At 70.8% G+C, this 17488-nt stretch carries 15 protein-coding genes; 3 read left to right on the plus strand and 12 right to left on the minus strand.

The genetic code is table 11. The annotated features are described in order from the left end of the window. Positions 1–161: 161 nt before the first annotated feature. From QIS96_RS21395 to leuA, 4 genes are all read right to left on the minus strand, one after another. Positions 162–1364, minus strand: a complete 1203-nt coding sequence (locus QIS96_RS21395) for a sialidase family protein (RefSeq protein ID WP_282544283.1) — start codon at positions 1362–1364, stop codon at positions 162–164. Between the two features lie 96 nt (positions 1365–1460). Further along, a complete protein-coding gene (locus tag QIS96_RS21400; protein ID WP_282544284.1) occupies positions 1461–4589 on the minus strand; it encodes an NACHT domain-containing protein in 3129 nt (1042 codons plus the stop codon). 129 nt (positions 4590–4718) lie between these two features. Next, positions 4719–5420, minus strand: a complete 702-nt coding sequence (locus tag QIS96_RS21405) for a tellurite resistance TerB family protein (RefSeq protein ID WP_282544285.1) — start codon at positions 5418–5420, stop codon at positions 4719–4721. A gap of 373 nt (positions 5421–5793) precedes the next feature. Beyond that, on the minus strand, positions 5794–7524 hold the full coding sequence (gene leuA, locus QIS96_RS21410; protein ID WP_282544286.1) for a 2-isopropylmalate synthase: 1731 nt from the start codon (positions 7522–7524) through the stop codon (positions 5794–5796). Positions 7525–7820: 296 nt separating this feature from the next. Here leuA and QIS96_RS21415 point away from each other — a divergent pair, with 296 nt between their 5' ends. The 3 genes from QIS96_RS21415 to QIS96_RS21425 all read left to right on the plus strand — a co-directional run bounded on the left by QIS96_RS21415 (position 7821) and on the right by QIS96_RS21425 (position 10706). After that, positions 7821–8888, plus strand: a complete 1068-nt coding sequence (locus QIS96_RS21415; protein ID WP_282544287.1) for a M4 family metallopeptidase — start codon at positions 7821–7823, stop codon at positions 8886–8888. Between the two features lie 41 nt (positions 8889–8929). After that, positions 8930–9196 (plus strand): protealysin inhibitor emfourin, encoded by a 267-nt coding sequence (locus QIS96_RS21420; RefSeq protein WP_282544288.1) that lies wholly within the window; start codon positions 8930–8932, stop codon positions 9194–9196. Positions 9197–9299: 103 nt separating this feature from the next. Continuing rightward, complete coding sequence (locus QIS96_RS21425) at positions 9300–10706, plus strand: GH1 family beta-glucosidase (protein ID WP_282544289.1); 1407 nt, start codon at positions 9300–9302, stop codon at positions 10704–10706. Between the two features lie 92 nt (positions 10707–10798). Here QIS96_RS21425 and era read toward each other — a convergent pair whose 3' ends face one another. From era to QIS96_RS21465, 8 genes are all read right to left on the minus strand, one after another. Beyond that, the gene (gene era, locus QIS96_RS21430; RefSeq protein ID WP_282544290.1) at positions 10799–11761 is read right to left on the minus strand and encodes a GTPase Era; all 963 of its coding nucleotides are present in this window, start codon (positions 11759–11761) and stop codon (positions 10799–10801) included. Positions 11762–11847: 86 nt separating this feature from the next. After that, positions 11848–12336, minus strand: coding sequence for a hypothetical protein (locus tag QIS96_RS21435; RefSeq protein ID WP_282544291.1), 489 nt, complete (start codon positions 12334–12336; stop codon positions 11848–11850). A 246-nt stretch (positions 12337–12582) separates the two neighbouring features. Further along, on the minus strand, positions 12583–12933 hold the full coding sequence (locus QIS96_RS21440) for a cytidine deaminase (RefSeq protein ID WP_282544292.1): 351 nt from the start codon (positions 12931–12933) through the stop codon (positions 12583–12585). Positions 12934–13012: 79 nt separating this feature from the next. Next, positions 13013–13375, minus strand: coding sequence for an MmcQ/YjbR family DNA-binding protein (locus QIS96_RS21445; protein ID WP_282544293.1), 363 nt, complete (start codon positions 13373–13375; stop codon positions 13013–13015). Between the two features lie 24 nt (positions 13376–13399). Next, positions 13400–14689, minus strand: a complete 1290-nt coding sequence (locus QIS96_RS21450; RefSeq protein ID WP_282544294.1) for a hemolysin family protein — start codon at positions 14687–14689, stop codon at positions 13400–13402. After that, the gene (gene ybeY / locus QIS96_RS21455) at positions 14686–15189 is read right to left on the minus strand and encodes an rRNA maturation RNase YbeY (RefSeq protein WP_282544295.1); all 504 of its coding nucleotides are present in this window, start codon (positions 15187–15189) and stop codon (positions 14686–14688) included. Before ybeY ends, QIS96_RS21450 begins: the two co-directional genes overlap by 4 nt. A gap of 15 nt (positions 15190–15204) precedes the next feature. Beyond that, a complete protein-coding gene (locus QIS96_RS21460) occupies positions 15205–16263 on the minus strand; it encodes a PhoH family protein (RefSeq protein WP_282544296.1) in 1059 nt (352 codons plus the stop codon). 170 nt (positions 16264–16433) lie between these two features. Further along, a complete protein-coding gene (locus QIS96_RS21465) occupies positions 16434–17483 on the minus strand; it encodes a carbohydrate kinase family protein (RefSeq protein WP_282544333.1) in 1050 nt (349 codons plus the stop codon). Positions 17484–17488: the final 5 nt, after the last annotated feature.

Genomic DNA, 17488 nt, shown 5'->3' on the forward strand with positions numbered 1-17488 from the left:
CTTTCTCCCCGCCCCGCCCCTTCCCGAAAGCCTGCGGCGCTTCGGGGGCCAGCCCCCGGACCCCCGCTCCTCAATCGCCGGAGGGGCTCAATTTGAGCCCCTCCGGCGATTGAGGAGGCCCGTCCGGCAGGACTTTCGGGAAGGGGCGGGTAGGGGAAAAATCAACCCCCGAGCTCCGCCACCGAGTACCGCCGGAACTCCACCCGCTCATACGTCCCCGCATCCCCCGTCTCGTACAGCAACCCCACCCTCCCCCCATCCACCCGCACCAGATCCGAGTAAGCCGCCCGAAGCTCGGAGACGGTCAGGACCTTCCGGAAGGTCCGCCCCGCGTCGTCGCTGCGCCACAGCGCCATCGCCTGCCGAGCGGTCGGCACGGAAGGACCGGAGAACAGCAACCCACCACGCTGCCCGGCGAGTTGAAGCACACTCGCCTGCACCACAGGCACATCGTTCAGCGTCGGCTGCACCTGGTACGGCCGGTCCAGGGACTCCCCACCGTCACTGGAAAAGGAATCGAGCCGGTTCCCCACGCTCACCCCGTGCTGATCCCGGGCGTTGAAGTACAGCCTCCCGTCCGGGAGTTCGGCCGCGATCGACTCGTTCGCGTTGTCCACGCCCTCGTACGCGTCGTCCACGAAGCCCAGCTGCCAGCTGCGGCCCCCGTCGTCGCTGTAGATCGCGTGCGCGCCGTAGTACTTGGGCTCCTGCCCGGTGTCGGCCGAGCCGGCGGGCGGCGCCGACGAGTGGTTGGACGGCACGACGAGCCGCCCCGCGTGCGGCCCGCGCGTCAGCGCGACGGCGTGCCCTGGGCCGGTCGCGTACCAGCGCCAGTGCGCGGGCTTCACGTCGGCCGTGATGTCCCTGGGCCGCGAGAAGGTCCGCCCGTCGTCCCCGCTGGTCTGCACGAACACCCGCCGGCTCTGCTCGGCGGTGGCCTCCCCGCGCATGATCTGCGCCTCGGTCACCTGCCCGCTGTTGTACGAGGTCAGCAGTACGACCCGCCCGGTCCGCGGGTCGACGACGGGCGCCGGGTTGCCCCGCGTGTCCCCTTCCCCGGCGGCGACCACGCTCAGCGGACCCCACGTACAGCCCCCGTCCGTGGACCGCTTCACGACGACGTCGATGTTCCCGCTGTCCCCCGCGCCCCCGACCCGCCCCTCGGCGAAGGCGAGCAGGGTCCCGCCCGGGGTGCGCAGCGCGGCCGGGATCCGGAACGTGTCGTACCCGTCCTCCCCGGCCCGGTACGGCACGGACACCTCGCACCCGCGCGCGGGCCCGGCGACAGCGGGAGCGTGCGCGCTGGCGGCGGCGGCGAAGGTGAGGACGAGAGCGAGCAGTCGACTGGTACGCAATCCGGCCATGAGCACTCCCTGCGCGCGTAACGGACGTAGAACGTAGGATGTCTCACCGTCCGGTGACGGTACTGGGCTGCGCGGGCCGGGGCAATACCCCTGCGGCTAGCGGGAGTTGGCGGCCTCGACGCCGGGGGCGGGGAGGTCGTAGAGGCGGGTGATGCCGTCGGCGGTCACGGCGAGGCGGCGGCCGCTCTCGTCGAGGGCGAGGGTGTCGACGGCCGAGGGCACGGTGACCTGCTCGCCGGTCGCCCGGCAGCGCGCGTCAAGGGTTCTGACGTTGCCGCCCCTGGCGGTGGCGAACTGGGTGCCGTCGGCGTTCATGGCCCAGGGCCTCACTCCCTCCGCCGTGCACACCAGCCGCTTTTTCCGCACGTCGAGCACCGACAGCTCGCCCGTGTCGTCGAGCATGACGAGGAGGGTGCCGTCGTCGCTCAGGCCCCACCACCACCCGTAGGTGCTCGGCCAGTCTTCGGGGATCCCCCTCGTGTTCCCGGTGCGCCCGTCCACCACGACCATGCCGGCGATCATGTACCTGCCGCCGGCGCCCAAGAGCACGCCCCCAGGACCGAAGCGGGTACCCCTCTCCAGCTTCCGGACCGGTTCCTGGAAGGAGGAGTCCGGGCGCGGCTTCCCCTTCCAGGGCACCACGAACGATTCGCGGCCCATCTCGCCCGCCGATCGCACGATGCCGACGAGCAGCGCGGCATCCCGCCGCGCCACCAGCTGGACATCGGAGGACATCGAGTCCACGCCCGGGAGGCGGGCACTCCAGGTCTCCGCTCCCGTAAGGGTGTCCCAGCTCCGCAACGTGCCGTTCCTCAGGGTCAGGAGCGTGTGGTGCTCGGGCGGACTGAAGACCATGGCGTCGACATCGCCCGTGGCCATCGCGGCGTGCGAGGTGTCCGGCGGCAACGTCGCGCGTACGAGGAGAAAACAGACCAGCAGCACCGCGGCGGCGAGAGCGGCACGGGTGCGGCGGCGCCGCGTCACCTCCGCGCGGGGCCGCGGAGTCCGGTCCTCGGCCAACTTCCGGTTGGCGAGCCGCTCCTGCAGCCGGACATGGCGGAACTGGTAGGCGCCCGCGGACTGGCGGAGCAGCTGCCGGTCCCGCGCCTCGACGAGGAATCCGCTGAGCCGCCACGGCAGTTGGCCGCGTACGGCGAGCACCGCATGGACCAGCCGGAACCGCAGCCAGGCCCGGGTCACGAGCACGAGGACGGTGCAGACCAGCGCGGGCAGCAGGGTCGTCGCCAAGGCCAGGGGTGCTTCCTCGAAGACGTTGGTGCCGTCAGCGGCCCTGGCGAGCAGGTCGAGCGGCGGAGGCTCGTGCTCCCAGCCCGTGAGCGCGGCGAACAGCACCTCCCCGCCGGTCCGCCCGAGGATCAGCAGCGGAACGGCCGTCACCCCGAGAACGACCCCGAAGACCAGGGCTCCGACCAGGGACGCCGTACGGTCCCGCCGCAGTAGATCGAGGGGTCCGGAGCCGCTGGACACCTCGGTGGAGGCGGCGATCCAGAAGTGCACGGCGAACGCCAGGCTGATCGCGGCGGCGATCCCCGCAGCGCTCGCGAGGTTCCCGACGTACAGGTAGGCAGCATTGGTGTCCCACGAGTCGGTGAGGGTGGTGACCACGAGGGAAGAGCCGAGGACCGTCATCGCCAGGATGCCGGTGAGCGTGACACCCGTACGAACTCCCTGGCGCAGCCGGTCGAGGGAGCCGCGCAGGGCGAAGGAGAGCGCGCTCGGTGCCCGGTCCGGTACCGCGTACCAGGTCAGCATCGTCAGAACCGCGGCAACGACGCCCAGTAGCACCGCCAAGTCCAGTGGGCTCCCGTCGTCCTCGTCCACGAGCGGCAAGGTCAGCGAGACGCCGATCATGCCGAGCACCCCCACCACCAGCCCCACGATGATCCCCGCCCAGCTGGACAGCAGCCGTCGGCTCATCTGCCACCACGACAGGTCCCGCTCCCCGTGCTGGTGCAGATACGTCGCCAGGAACGTCAGATACCGCTCGGCCTCCTCGGCCCGCCCCCACCACTCCCCCCGCTCGCCCGCCGCGGGCCCAGCCGCATACGCAGCAGTGACGACGTGATCGACCAGGTGATCCTCGACCGCGTGCGGGCTGTCCAGGTCGAGGAGTTCGGCGGGCCCGGCCGTCCGGTGCAGGTAGACCGTGCGGGCCAGGGACAGGGCCAACGGGGTCGAGAGGGCCACGGCGGCCGGGCTGCCGGGGCGGTCGCGCAGCGCGTCATGGACGGGCTGCCAGTCGACGCCCTCCGGCCAGCTCACCTCGTCCAGATACGCGATGGCGTCCGCCGCGGCCACCGGCGCGACCTCGACGACGGGGGCGCGCCGCAGCACGGGCGAGCCGCCCTCGATGACGTCCTGGTACTCGGCGGACCGGCAGGTCAGGACCACGCCGAGGCCGTCCCCGAGGGCCGAGTTGAGGGCGCGGACCGCGCTGCGGCGACTGGCCTCGGGCATCTCGTCGAGCCCGTCGAGCACGGGCAGCAGCATCCGTTCGTCGAGGAGCCGCCGGGGCAGCTCCGGCTGACCGCCGTAGTAGGCGGTGGCCAGCGTGCGTACCGCCCAGTCGTTGAAGGACTCGCTGACCGGGTCCCAGGTGGAGACGGGCAGCAGGACCGGTACGGGCTGCCGCTGTTCACGGCTGCCGGCGAGCAGGCCGAGGGTGAGCATCACGGCGAGGACCGTCTTGCCCGCGCCGGGCTCGCCGAGGACGACCAGGCGGCCGCTGGGGATCCCCCGGTAGCCGTCGGCCAGCCGGGCCGCCGCGTCGTCGAAGGACCCGTCGAGCCGCCCGTCGAGGGCGAGCCGCAGCACCCGCCCGCCGACCTGCGGACCGGCAAGGGCCTCCGGCGCCTCGGCGACCGGGCGGGCGGTGGCGGCCCAACTCAGCGGAATCACCCGGGGGCTGCGCAACTCCCGCGCCCGCACCTCTTCCCGCCACTGCGCACGCACGGTGGCGGCCAGGTCGTCCGCGAGGGCCTCGGGGTCGCGGGGTTCGGGTTGCGGCGGCAGCAACTGGGCCAGCGACACGGCCAGGGCGACGAGGGCCGTCAACAGGCCTGCCAGGCCGACGAGTTGGTCGAACGCCTGGTCCCCGTCGAGCCGCAGCAGCCACCAGGCGAGGGCCAGCGAGGCCAGGCTCAGCAGGCCGAAGAGGAGCAGGCGCGCCCGGCGCCGTCGAATGTGCTGCGGAAGTCGACTCACGGGATCAAGGTTGCCGTGCCACCACCCCGCCGACAGGAGGTTTTCACGCCCTTCACCGAGTCGGTATGCCGCAGCCCTACCGCCGCCGTACTACGAAGCCGCACTACGAAGCCGTACTACGAAGCCGTACTACGAAGCCGTACGAGCCGACTCCAGTACCTGGGCCACCCCGTCGGGGCAGATCGTCAGCGCACCCCCCACCGCCACGAGCACCTCCCGCTCCGCGGGCGTGTACGGGCCGTCCGCGAGGGCGATGTGGGCGGCCTGGAGGAGGATGGACTCGCGCCCCGCGAGGGCGAGGTGGGGGGCGAGCGGGTCGAGGGCCTCGTGGAGCTCTATGGCGAGGGTGACGCCCGCGTCGTCCACGGGGCTGTCGCCGGTGGTGACGCGGCCGGTGTCCGCGGCGAGGGCGGCGACGAGGGTGCTCAACTGGTCGCCGGTGCAGTCGACGTACCCGGCGGAGCGCACCGCTCCGACAGCGATGTCGAGCGCCGTGCGCGATGCGGTGCCGCCCGCGGTGAGGACGGCGAGGGCGACGGTGTGCACGGCGTCCCTGAGCATGGCCGAGAATCGCACGGTGGTCGGATGGTCCAGGCAGTCCGTGCCGAAGTGCCGCGCGCAGGACATGCACTCCACGACGGGCCCGGCCGCGCCGCGGGCGAGCAACGGGAGGCCGAGCACGATGAAGCGCCGACGGCCGGTGCGCCGCCGGTAGTTGCGGTCGCCGCCGCAGCCGGGGCAGAAGAACTCCCCGTCGCCGACGGTGGTCCACGCGGTGCGGATCCCCCAGATACGTGGTTCACCGACACGTCGTCCCGGGCCTGGCAGCACGCCGCACCTCCGTAACACTCCGGCAACGTCGCCGTATTGACGTGATGTTAGCCACACCGGTGTTGTGCCGTCAGCACCTTGCACCGCACATGGCCAAGACCGGTCGGGGGCGAACACGCACGGAACGGAAAAGGCCCCGCCCATCGGACAGATGGACGGGGCCCGGACGCCTAGGCCGTCTCCTTCGGATCCTGCCGGGGGCGCGGGCCCTGGCACGCACATCTGCGGCGTTGTCGTCGGTTGCCAACGCTCCGCGTTGACGCCCTCCTCCGCCTTGCAGCTGCACGCACCAGACCCCGCTCAACTCGACCAGCAGTCACCGCCGACCAGATCCGGCCTAACCCGAAGGAAACGACCTGGGCCCGTAAATCCTTTAGCGGCCCGCGCGGTTGACGGCGGAGATGACCGCCTTCAGGGAGGCGCGCGTGGTGTTGGCGTCGATGCCGATGCCCCACATGACCTTGTCGTCGATGGCGCACTCGATGTACGAGGCGGCCTGCGCGGAGGCGCCCTCGCTCATCGTGTGCTCCTGGTAGTCCAGCAGGCGTACGTCGATGCCGATGCCCTGCAGGGCGCTGAAGAAGGCCGAGATCGGGCCGTTGCCGGTGCCGGTCAGGGCGGTCTCCTGGCCGTCCACGACCGCGTCGACGGTCAGGGTGTCCACACCGTCGTTGTCGGTCGTGGTCTGGCCGGAACGCAGCTGGATGCGTCCCCAACGGGCCGCGGCGTCGGTCTCGTTGGGCAGGTACTCGTCCTGGAAGACGTTCCAGATGTCCTTCGGCGTGACCTCGCCGCCCTCGGCGTCGGTCTTGGCCTGGATGACCTTGGAGAACTCGACCTGCATACGGCGCGGCAGGTCCAGCTTGTGGTCGTTCTTCAGGACGTACGCGATGCCGCCCTTGCCGGACTGCGAGTTGACGCGGATCACGGCCTCGTAGGAGCGGCCGACGTCCTTCGGGTCGATCGGCAGGTACGGGACGGCCCACTCGATGTCGTCGACGGTGACGCCCTTGGTCTTGGCGTCGGCCTCCATCGCGTCGAAGCCCTTCTTGATGGCGTCCTGGTGGGAGCCGGAGAAGGACGTGTAGACCAGGTCGCCCACGTACGGGTGGCGCGGGTGGACCTCCATCTGGTTGCAGTACTCCCACGTGCGACGGATCTCGTCGATGTCGGAGAAGTCGATCTGCGGGTCGACGCCCTGCGAGAACAGGTTCATGCCCAGGGTGACCAGGTCGACGTTGCCGGTGCGCTCGCCCTGGCCGAACAGGCAGCCCTCGACGCGGTCGGCGCCGGCCATCACGGCCAGCTCGGCGGCGGCGACGGCGGTGCCGCGGTCGTTGTGCGGGTGGACCGACAGGACGACGTGCTCACGGCGGGACAGGTTGCGGCCCATCCACTCGAAGCGGTCGGCGTGCGTGGACGGGGTCGAACGCTCCACCGTGGCGGGCAGGTTGAGGATGATCTCGCGGCCCGGACCCGGCTGGTAGACGTCCATGACGGCCTCGCAGACCTCCAGGGCGAAGTCCAGCTCGGTGTCCGTGAAGATCTCGGGGCTGTACTGGTAGCCGAAGGTGGTCTCCGGGCCCAGCAGCTTCTCCGCGTACTCCATCACCAGGCGGGTGCCGTCGACGGCGATCTGCTTGATCTGCTCCTTGGAGCCGCGGAAGACGACGCGGCGGAAGACCGGCGCGGTGGCGTTGTACAGGTGGACCGTGGCGCGCTTGGCGCCCTTCAGGGACTCCACCGTGCGCTCGATCAGGTCCTCGCGGGCCTGGGTCAGGACGGAGATCGTCACGTCGTCCGGGATGGCGCCTGGCTCTTCGATGATCGAACGTACGAAGTCGAAGTCGGTCTGGCCGGAGGCGGGGAAGCCGACCTCGATCTCCTTGTAGCCCATCTTGACCAGCTGGTCGAACATCCGGCGCTTGCGCTCGGGCGACATCGGGTCGATCAGGGCCTGGTTGCCGTCGCGCAGGTCCGTGGAGAGCCAGCGGGGGGCCTCGGTGATCCGCTTGTTCGGCCAGGTGCGGTCCGCGATGTCCACCGCGTCGTAGCCGCTGTACTTGTGGATCGGCATGGCGGAGGGCTGCTGGAAGTTCGGCATTGCGTAGGGCTCCTCGTGGGGTCCGCGGGGGACGGCCGACGGTCGTTCGTGCACCACCAGACTCCGCGGGGAGGGGGTCGGCCTACGACTACAGGCCCTCGCCGCGGCAGCTAAGGAGAAGCAGCCCGAAACGCATGATGTGAGGGAGAGTAGCCGAGCCCGGCCGGTGTGCGTCGACCCGTATCAGTATGCGGGACCGAGGTGAGGTAACGGCTCGAACGTGACGATTACCTCGAATTCGCCAATCCTGCTAGCGGGTGGTGACAGGACGATCACTCAATGCCACGGTGGGAGGCATGGACATCACGCGTTCGGGCCACGAGCCCGTCTTCTGCACCATCGTCCCGCCGCACCTCCTCGACCGGCTCTCGCAGGCCGAGAACCAGGCCGTCGCCGGAGCGGCCCGCCGCACCCTCGTCCAGGACGAGGCGAACCGCGCCAGGCGTCTGACCACGGCCGCCGGCACCACCCGCCCCACCATCGCCGGGACCGCCGAAGAGAAGCCGAACCGCACGATCCACGACGCCGAGAACGGCACGGAACTGCCCGGCACGAAGGTCCGCTCGGAGGGCGAGGAGCCGGGCCAGGACGCCACCGTCAACCGCGCCTACGCAGGGCTCGGCGCGACGTTCGAGCTGTTCTTGAAGAGCTTCAAGCGCAACTCCATCGACGGCAACGGCCTCCCGCTGATCGCGACCGTCCACTACGACCAGAACTACGGAAACGCCTTCTGGGACGGCAACCAGATGGTGTTCGGGGACGGCGACGGCGAGGTCTTCCTCGACTTCACGATCCCGGTCGACGTCATGGCCCACGAGCTCACCCACGGCGTCACGCAGTACACCGCGAACCTCACGTACTCCGGCCAGTCCGGCGCGCTCAACGAGTCCGTCTCCGACGTCTTCGGCTCGCTGGTCAAGCAGTACACGCTCGGCCAGACCGCCGACCAGGCCGACTGGCTGATCGGCGCGGGCCTGCTGCACGAGAACGTCCAGGGCGTGGCCCTGCGCTCCATGAAGGAACCCGGCACGGCGTACGACGACGACGTCCTCGGCAAGGACCCGCAGCCCGGCCACATGGACGACTACGTCGACACCGAGCAGGACAACGGCGGCGTGCACATCAACTCCGGCATCCCCAACCGCGCCTTCTACCTGCTCGCCACCCGCCTCGGCGGCAACGCCTGGGAGCGCGCCGGGCAGATCTGGTACGACGTGCTGACCGGCGGCGACCTCGCCACCGACTGCACCTTCGCCGACTTCGCCAAGGCCACGGTCGACAAGACCGCGGAGCTCTACGGCGAGGGCGACGAGCACGAGGCGGTCCTCAAGGCCTGGTCCCAGGTCGGCGTGCCGACCGCCTGACTCCGGTTTCCGGACCGGCTCCGAGGGAGTAGACAGGGACCATGCGTATTCACGTCAAGCGCACCGGCGGCTTCGGCGGCATCGAGCGGAACGCCACGATCGACACGTCCGACCTGCCCGACGCCGAGGACTGGCGGGCCCTGGCCGAGCACGCCGTGGCCGAGGGCAGGGACACCCCTCCGGTGGGGGTGCCGGACGGGTTCTGCTACCAGATCACCGTCGACGGCCACACCGTCCACTGCTCCGACCCGCGGCTCACGGACGACCAGCGCAAGCTGATCTCCCGGGTGCTCAAGGAAGGCTCCTAGTCGCCGCTGCCGGACCCGTACGGGGGAGGCGGGTGGAGAGATCCAACAACCCACCCGCCTCTACCCGTTGACACCGTACTCGCGGGTACGCATGATCCCGCGCATGGCAGTCAGCGCGAGCACCGGCACGCACACCGGCCCGAGCAGCAACGGCCCCGGCACCGCACTCCCCCGCTTCCCCGAGGACTTCCTCTGGGGCGTCTCGACCTCCGCCCACCAGATCGAAGGCGCCGTAGACCTGCGCGGCCGCTCCGTGTGGGACTCCTTCTCGGCCACGCCGGGACGCGTGAAGGACGGCTCGACCGCCGACGTGGCCTGCGACCACTACCACCGCTACCGCGAGGACGTCGCCCTGATCCGCGACCTCGGCGTCGGCGCGTACCGCTTCTCCGTCTCCTGGCCCCGGGTGCAGCCCACCGGCGCGGGCCAGGTCAGCGAGCGCGGCCTGGACTTCTACGACCGGCTCGTCGACGAGCTGTGCGCCGCGGGCGTGCGCCCCGTGCCGACCCTGTTCCACTGGGACACCCCGCTCGTCCTGGAGGAGGCGGGCGGCTGGCGGCGGCGCGACATGGCCGAGCGGTTCGCACAGTACGCGGCCGTCGTGGCGGAGCGGATCGGGGACCGGGTGCCGACCTGGATCACCCTCAACGAACCCGCCGAGCACACCCTGCTCGGACACGCGCTCGGCGAGCACGCCCCCGGACACCGGATGCTCTTCGACGCGCTGCCCGTCGCCCACCACCAGCTGCTCGCCCACGGCCTCGCCGTGCAGGCGCTGCGCGCGGCCGGCGCCGCCGACATCGGCATCGCCAACTCGCACGGCCCCACCTGGGCCGCCTCCGACGAGCCCGCCGACCGCGAGGCCGCCGACTTCTACGACCTGCTCCTCAACCGGCTCTTCGCCGACCCGCTGCTGCTCGGCCGCTACCCCGACGGCATCGCCGAGCTCCTCGACTCCCCCGGCCTGGACGCGGACCTGAAGGTGATCTCCGCGCCCCTCGACCGGTACGGCGTGAACTACTACCAGCCGACCATGGTGGGCGCGCCCGGCACCGGCCCCGGGGAGTTCTCCGGCGTGCCCTTCCCGCCCGAACTCCCCTTCGCGCCGAGGGAGATCGAGGGCTTCCCGCGCACCGACTTCGGCTGGCCGGTGGTCCCGGATGCCTTCGCCGAACTCCTCCTGGACTTCCGCGCCCGCTACGGCGACCGGCTCCCGCCCCTGCTGATCACCGAGAACGGCTGCTCGTACGAGGGACTGGACGACCAGGAGCGCATCGCCTTCCTGGACGGCCATCTGCGCGCCCTGCACCGGGCGTTGGCGGCGGGCGTCGACGTACGCGGCTACTTCGTCTGGTCGCTGCTCGACAACTTCGAGTGGGCCGAGGGCTACCGCCGGCGCTTCGGCCTGGTGCACGTGGACTACGACACGCTTGAGCGCACCCCGAAGGCGTCGTACGCATGGCTGCGCCAGGCACTGCGGGACCAGAAATTCAGCCCGTCCGGCGATTGAGACTGCGGGCCCAACTCAGCCCGTCCGGCGATTGAGGACGAGCCCGGAGGGCGATCGAGCGAGCCCCGTTGCCGGGCAAGGAGCGGTCGACCTCAGAACCCGAGCTTCCTGAGCTGCTTGGGGTCGCGCTGCCAGTCCTTGGCGACCTTGACGTGCAGGTCGAGGAAGACCGGCGTGCCGAGCAGCGCCTCGATGTGCTTGCGGGACTTCATGCCGACCTCCTTCAGCCGCTTGCCCTTGGGGCCGATGATGATCCCCTTCTGGCTGGGCCGCTCGATGTAGACGAACGCGTGGATGTCGAGCAGCGGCTTGTCCGCCGGGCGGTCCTCGCGGGGCAGCATCTCCTCGACGACCACGGCGATGGAGTGCGGCAGCTCGTCCCGTACTCCTTCGAGCGCGGCCTCACGGATCAGCTCGGCGACCATGACCTGCTCCGGCTCGTCCGTGAGGTCGCCCTCCGGGTAGAGCGGCGGGCTCTTCGGGAGCAGCGGCGTGATCAGCTCGGCGAGCAGGTCGACCTGCTTCTCACCCACCGCGGAGACCGGCACGATCTCGGCCCACTCGATGCCGAGCTCCTTGCCGAGCTGGTCGATCGCGATGAGCTGCTCGGCGAGCTGCTTGGAGTCGACCAGGTCGGTCTTGGTCACGATGGCGATCTTCGGCGTCTTCTTGATCGACGCGAGTTCCTTGGCGATGAAACGGTCGCCGGGGCCCAGCTTCTCGTTGGCCGGCAGGCAGAAGCCGATCACGTCGACCTCGGCCCAGGTGGTCCGCACCACGTCGTTGAGCCGCTCGCCGAGCAGGGTGCGCGGCTTGTGCAGGCCGGGGGTGTCGACCAGGATCAGCTGGGCGTCGGGGCGGTGCACGATGCCGCGGACCGTGTGCCGAGTGGTCTGCGGACGGTTGGAGGTGATGGCGACCTTCGTACCGACGAGGGCGTTGGTCAGGGTCGACTTGCCCGCGTTCGGCCGTCCGACGAAGCAGGCGAAGCCTGCGCGGTGGTCGGTGGCCTGGGGCTCGGACTCGGCCGGGGAAGGTGCACTCATGGCGACCATTGTCCCCGATGCGGGAACGGACGCCGACCGGGCCTCACGACCCGGCCGGCGGGGGAAGTCCGCCCGCTACCTTCAGCTGTCTCCGGTCAGTCGAAGACGAACGGTCCGGGTGCGAGTCCCTCGGTGGAGTTGCAGGTCACGGTGATGCCCGAGACCACGAGCTTGAGCGAGCCCGGGTGGTCGAGGGAGTCGCCGGAGGCGACGGTGCCGGTGAGGGGCCCGGAGTCGACCCCGCCGCCGGCCTCCATGGCCGGGTTGCTCTTGCCGCTGAACGTCGTCGTGCCGCCGCCCGCCTTGGTGAGGGTGAGCGTCGACTGGACGGAGTTGGCCTCGACGGCGATCGGCGTGGTGATCTCCGACGAGGTGACGGTGATGGTGGCGCTGGTCCCGCTCTGGGTGGCGGTCAGGGTGACCGAACCGCCGCCGTAGATGCCGCAGTCGGCCTTGGAGGTGGCGGTGCCGGGGGCGACGGCGGCGGCGCCGGGCGCCAGGACGAACCCGGCGAGGGCCAGGGAGCCCGTGGCGAGTGCGACGCCGAGGGCTCTGCTCGTGCTGCGGTTGCTGCTGCGCTTCATCGTTCACCTTCCCGTTCGTGGGGAGCTCGTGGGGGTGAGCTGGTCAGGTGCTGTGCGCGCGCTTACTGACGGACCGTCGAAGAGCTGGGTCCATTGAGGCGCGAGAGACCGGTGAAGGCAAGGCCAAGTCCATTGATTCTTAAGCGACTTGGGAAAACTGTTCAGCTTTGGCGAGAACGCGGCGGAGGGCGGCCGGAAACCGGCCGCCCTCCGTGTGCGTACGTTTTCAGCCTGCTGCAGCCTGCTTCAGCCCGCGCTGACCGTGGCGACGACCTCGCCGTCGAGCCCGGCCAGGAGCACCGGCGTCTCGGCGCCGCCCAGGTCCCGCACAGCGGCGCGGTCCTCGTCGGAGACGGCCCCGGCCTCGCTGACGACGGCCGCCGCTTCGAGCGACTTGGCGCCGCTGGCCACGGCCATGGCGACGGCGGTGCGCAGCGCGCTCAGCTGCAGCGAGTCGAGGGCGACGCTGCCGGCGACGTACGTACGGCCCGTCTCGTCCCGTACGGCCGCGCCCTCCGGCACTCCGTTGCGGGCACGGGCGGAGCGGGCGAGGGTGACGATCTTGCGGTCCTCGGGACCGAGGGCATTTTCGCTCATGCAGTGAGCATACGAGCCCCGAAAGGGGCGCGGGGAACTGCGCGACCAGCCACGACGGTGCCGCAGCCGGAAATGAGACCTAACCCCGGTCGAGCCGCAAGCGCTCCGCCTTCGGCAACCCCGCCACCACCAGGTCGTACGAATCCTCCACCAGCTCCCGCACCGCGCGAGCGGACAACTCGCCCACCGTCACGGTGTTCCAGTGCCGCTTGTTCAGGTGGTACCCCGGCACGATCACCCCGGGATACTCCTCCCGCAACCGCACCGCGATCTCCGGCTCAGCCTTGAGCGCGACTTTCAACGGCCGCTCCTCCAGCGCGCTGAACGCGAAGATCTTCCCGAGCACCTTGAACGTGGACAGCTCAGGATTGCGCGGAAACGGAAACTCCTCCGTCGCCGCGTTGAACGACAGGCAGAACGCCCGGAGTTCAGCCGGAGTCACTGGCTCACTCCACCTCACTCCACCTCACTCCACCTCGCCCGACGGAGCCGAAGGCTCCACAAGGACCGTCGCGATCCGGTTCCGCCGCCCCGCCGCGGCCTCCGCGGTGAGCCGCAGTCCGCGCCCGTCCGGCAGCTCCACCACCGTCGTCGCCCCCGCGATCGGCACGCGCCCGAGCGCCTTCGCGAGCAGCCCGCCGACCGTCTCCACGTCCTCGTCGTCGAACTCCTCGATGCCGTACAGCTCGCCGAGGTCGCCGATGTCGAGCCGGGCCGTGACCCGGTAGGTGTCCTCGCCGAGGGGTTCGACGGGCGGGAGCTCCCGGTCGTACTCGTCGGTGATCTCGCCGACGATCTCCTCCAGGATGTCCTCGATCGTGACGATGCCGGCCGTGCCGCCGTACTCGTCGATGACGACCGCGACGTGGTTGCGCTCCTGCTGCATCTCGCGCAGCAGGTCACCGGCGTTCTTGGTGTCGGGCACGAACGACGCGGGCCGCATCGCCGTGGACACCAGCTCCGACTCGGCGTCCCTGCTGATGTGCGTCTTGCGCGCGAGGTCCTTCAGGTACACGATCCCGACGACGTCGTCCTCGCTCTCCCCGGTGACCGGGATGCGCGAGAAACCAGAGCGCAGGGCGAGCGTGAGGGCCTGCCGGATCGTCTTGAACCGCTCGATCACGATCAGGTCCGTGCGCGGCACCATCACCTCGCGTACGAGGGTGTCGCCGAGCTCGAAGACGGAGTGCACCATGCGGCGCTCCTCGTCCTCGATCAGGGACTCCTTCTCGGCCAGGTCGACCATCGCGCGCAGCTCCGCCTCGGAGGCGAACGGGCCGCGCCTGAAGCCCTTTCCGGGCGTGAGCGCGTTGCCGAGGAGGATCAGGAGCGGCGGGATCGGGCCCATGATCCGGGCGAGCGGCAGCAGGACGTACGCCGCGGCCGTCGCCGTGTTGAGCGGGTGCTGGCGGCCGATCGTGCGCGGCGAGACGCCCACCGCTACGTACGAGACGAGCACCATCACGCCGATGGCGACGGCGAGCGCCTCCCACGTCTCGGTGAACTCCTGCAGGCAGGCGTACGTGACGAGGGCCGCGGCGGCCATCTCGCAGGCCACGCGGACGAGCAGCGCGACGTTCAGATAGCGCGTCGGGTCCGCCGTGACCTGGGCGAGCTTGGCGCTGCCGCGCCGCCCGGAGCGCACGGCCTCCTCGGCACGGAAGCTGGACATACGCGCGAGGCCCGCCTCCGCGCAGGAGGCGAGCCACGCGACGACGACCAGCAGGACGGCGCCGAGGACCAGTGAGGCGCTCACGACACGGTGGGCGCCGGGGAGGGACCTGTGAGGCCCTTCTCCGCGCGCCAGCCGTCGACGATCGCGGACTGCAGGCCGAACATCTCGGCCTTCTCGTCCGGCTCCTCGTGGTCGTACCCGAGGAGGTGGAGCACGCCGTGGACGGTGAGGAGCTGCAGCTCCTCGTCCATGGAGTGCCCCGTCTCGGCCTCCTCGCCCTGCCGCTTGGCGACCTCGGGGCAGAGCACGATGTCGCCGAGGAGTCCCTGCGGGGGCTCCGCGGCCTCGTCGTCCCGGCCCGGCGGGCGCAGCTCGTCCATCGGGAAGGACATGACGTCCGTCGGACCATGCAGGTCCATCCACTGGATGTGCAGCTGCTCCATCGCCTCGGTGTCCACGACGATCACCGAGAGTTCGGAGAGCGGGTGGATGCGCATCCGCGCGAGCGCGTAGCGGGCGATGTCGAGGATCGCCTGCTCGTCGACCTCGGTGCCGGACTCGTTGTTGACGTCGATCGACATGTGCCTGTTTTCTCGCTACTTCCCGTGGCGGCGACGGGGCGGCTTGTTCGTCCCGTTCTCCGTGCCGTTCTCGCTGTCGTACTTCTCGTACGCGTCGACGATACGGCCCACCAACTTGTGCCGGACGACGTCGTGCGACGTGAGACGGGAGAAGTGGACGTCGTCGACGCCGTCCAGGATGTCCTGGACCTGGCGGAGACCGGACTTGGTGCCGCCGGGCAGGTCGACCTGCGTGACGTCACCGGTGATGACGATCTTCGAGTCGAAGCCGAGCCGGGTAAGGAACATCTTCATCTGCTCGGGGCTGGTGTTCTGCGCCTCGTCGAGAATGATGAACGCGTCGTTGAGCGTGCGTCCGCGCATGTACGCGAGCGGCGCGACCTCGATCGTCCCGGCCGCCATGAGGCGCGGGATGGAGTCGGGGTCGAGCATGTCGTGCAGCGCGTCGTAGAGCGGGCGGAGATACGGGTCGATCTTCTCGTAGAGCGTGCCGGGCAGGAAGCCGAGGCGCTCACCGGCCTCGACGGCGGGGCGGGTCAGGATGATGCGGTTGACCTGCTTCGACTGCAGCGCCTGCACGGCCTTGGCCATCGCCAGGTACGTCTTGCCGGTGCCGGCGGGGCCGATGCCGAACACGATCGTGTGCTTGTCGATCGCGTCGACGTACCGCTTCTGGTTGAGCGTCTTGGGGCGGATCGTGCGGCCGCGCGACGAGAGGATGTTCTGCGTGAGCACCTCGGCCGGGGTCTCCTCCGGCCCTTCGCCGTTCTCGCCCGCCCTGAGCATGGCGATCGAGCGTTCCACTGCGTCCTCCGTCATCGGCTGTCCGGTGCGGAGCACCAGCATCATCTCGTCGAACAGGCGCTGGATCAGGGCGACTTCGGCGCTGTCGCCCACGGCGCTGATCTCGTTGCCCCGGACGTGGATGTCGGCCGCCGGGAATGCCTTCTCGATCACGCGCAGGAGGGCGTCTCCCGAACCCAGAACGGTCACCATCGGGTGCTTCGCCGGTACGGAGAAGTGGGCTCGTGCCTGCCCCTGCGCGGGGGTCTGAGCTGTCGGTGTCTGAGTCATGGGCCGGCTCTGTGGCCTGCTCGTCCTCCTCGATGCGGGGCTGACGCCGCGCGACTGCTTCTGGTGCTACAAGAGTACGTCCGTGCACCGACAACACCGAGAAGTTTTTCGACCGCCCGTTCCCCGGCGGACGCGGCGAACGCCCGCCGACGCGCCGCGAACCCGGTCGTCTACCGCGCCCCGAACCCGATCGTCGGCACCGCACGCCGCAGCGGCCACGGCCGGACCACCTCGGGCAGCATCCCGTCGAGGAACGCGTACCGCCTGAGCGCCGCAGGCTCCTGGTCGTCGTACGACTGCACATGCCGCCACCACGCCGACACCTCGACCCAGCCGGGGGCCGAGAGGGAGCCGCCGAACTCCTGCACCGACAGGGCCGCCGTGAGCCCGGCGAAGGCGAGCCGGTCGGCGAGCGGCCAGCCGGCCAGGGTGCCGGTGACGAAGCCCGCCACGAACACGTCGCCCGCACCGGTCGGGTCGAGCGCCTCCACCTCGATCGCGGGCACCTCGGCGGTCTCGCCCGTGCGCCCGTCCACCGCGTACGCGCCCTCGGCACCGAGGGTGACGACGGCGACCGGCACGTGCTCGGTGAGCGCGCGGGCGGCGGCGCGCGGGCAGGACGTGCCCGTGTAGCGCATGGCCTCCTCGGCGTTCGGCAGGAACGCCTCGCAGTGCCGCAGGTCGGGCAGGGCGGCCAGGTCCCAGCGGCCGGTCTCGTCCCAGCCGACGTCCGCGAAGACCCGGGTGCCGCGCGCCGCCGCCTTCGCGACCCACTCCTCACTCGCGCCCGGCGCCAGGGATGCGACGGCGGCACGCGCGCGTGGCGGCGTCTCCGGGGCGGGCTCCTGCGGCGGTGGCGCCTCGTGCCCGTGCGAGATCATCGTCCGCTCGCCCTCGTACGCGAGGGACACGGTCACCGGGGAGTGCCAGCCGGGCACGGTGCGCGACGGCGCGAGGTCGATGCCCTCGCCCTTCTCCAGGGCGTCCCAGCAGTACTCGCCGTAGTGGTCGTCGCCGAAGGCCGCGGCGAGCGAGGTGCGCAGGCCGAGGCGGGACAGGGCGGTGGCCATGTTGGCGACGCCGCCGGGGCTGGAGCCCATGCCCCTGGCCCAGGACTCGGTGCCGCGCACGGGCGCCGAGTCGAGGCCGGTGAAGATGATGTCGAGGAAGACGGTGCCGGTGAGGAACACGTCGCACGCCGGGTCGCCCGGCCTGCGCACCGCCG

The organism is Streptomyces cavernicola (assembly GCF_029968035.1).
In the GTDB taxonomy this organism is placed as follows: Bacteria; Actinomycetota; Actinomycetes; order Streptomycetales; family Streptomycetaceae; genus Streptomyces; species Streptomyces cavernicola.

Excerpts from the sequence above, each read along its gene's own strand:
- QIS96_RS21440 (WP_282544292.1), bottom strand. The coding sequence starts at position 12,933 with ATGAGCGAAAATGCCCTCGGTCCCGAGGACCGCAAGATCGTCACCCTC.
- QIS96_RS21395 (WP_282544283.1), bottom strand. The coding sequence starts at position 1,364 with ATGGCCGGATTGCGTACCAGTCGACTGCTCGCTCTCGTCCTCACCTTC.
- QIS96_RS21415 (WP_282544287.1), top strand. The coding sequence starts at position 7,821 with ATGGACATCACGCGTTCGGGCCACGAGCCCGTCTTCTGCACCATCGTC.
- QIS96_RS21420 (WP_282544288.1), top strand. The coding sequence starts at position 8,930 with ATGCGTATTCACGTCAAGCGCACCGGCGGCTTCGGCGGCATCGAGCGG.
- ybeY (WP_282544295.1), bottom strand. The coding sequence starts at position 15,189 with ATGTCGATCGACGTCAACAACGAGTCCGGCACCGAGGTCGACGAGCAG.
- QIS96_RS21435 (WP_282544291.1), bottom strand. The coding sequence starts at position 12,336 with ATGAAGCGCAGCAGCAACCGCAGCACGAGCAGAGCCCTCGGCGTCGCA.
- era (WP_282544290.1), bottom strand. The coding sequence starts at position 11,761 with ATGGTCGCCATGAGTGCACCTTCCCCGGCCGAGTCCGAGCCCCAGGCC.
- QIS96_RS21460 (WP_282544296.1), bottom strand. The coding sequence starts at position 16,263 with ATGACTCAGACACCGACAGCTCAGACCCCCGCGCAGGGGCAGGCACGA.
- QIS96_RS21425 (WP_282544289.1), top strand. The coding sequence starts at position 9,300 with ATGGCAGTCAGCGCGAGCACCGGCACGCACACCGGCCCGAGCAGCAAC.
- leuA (WP_282544286.1), bottom strand. The coding sequence starts at position 7,524 with ATGCCGAACTTCCAGCAGCCCTCCGCCATGCCGATCCACAAGTACAGC.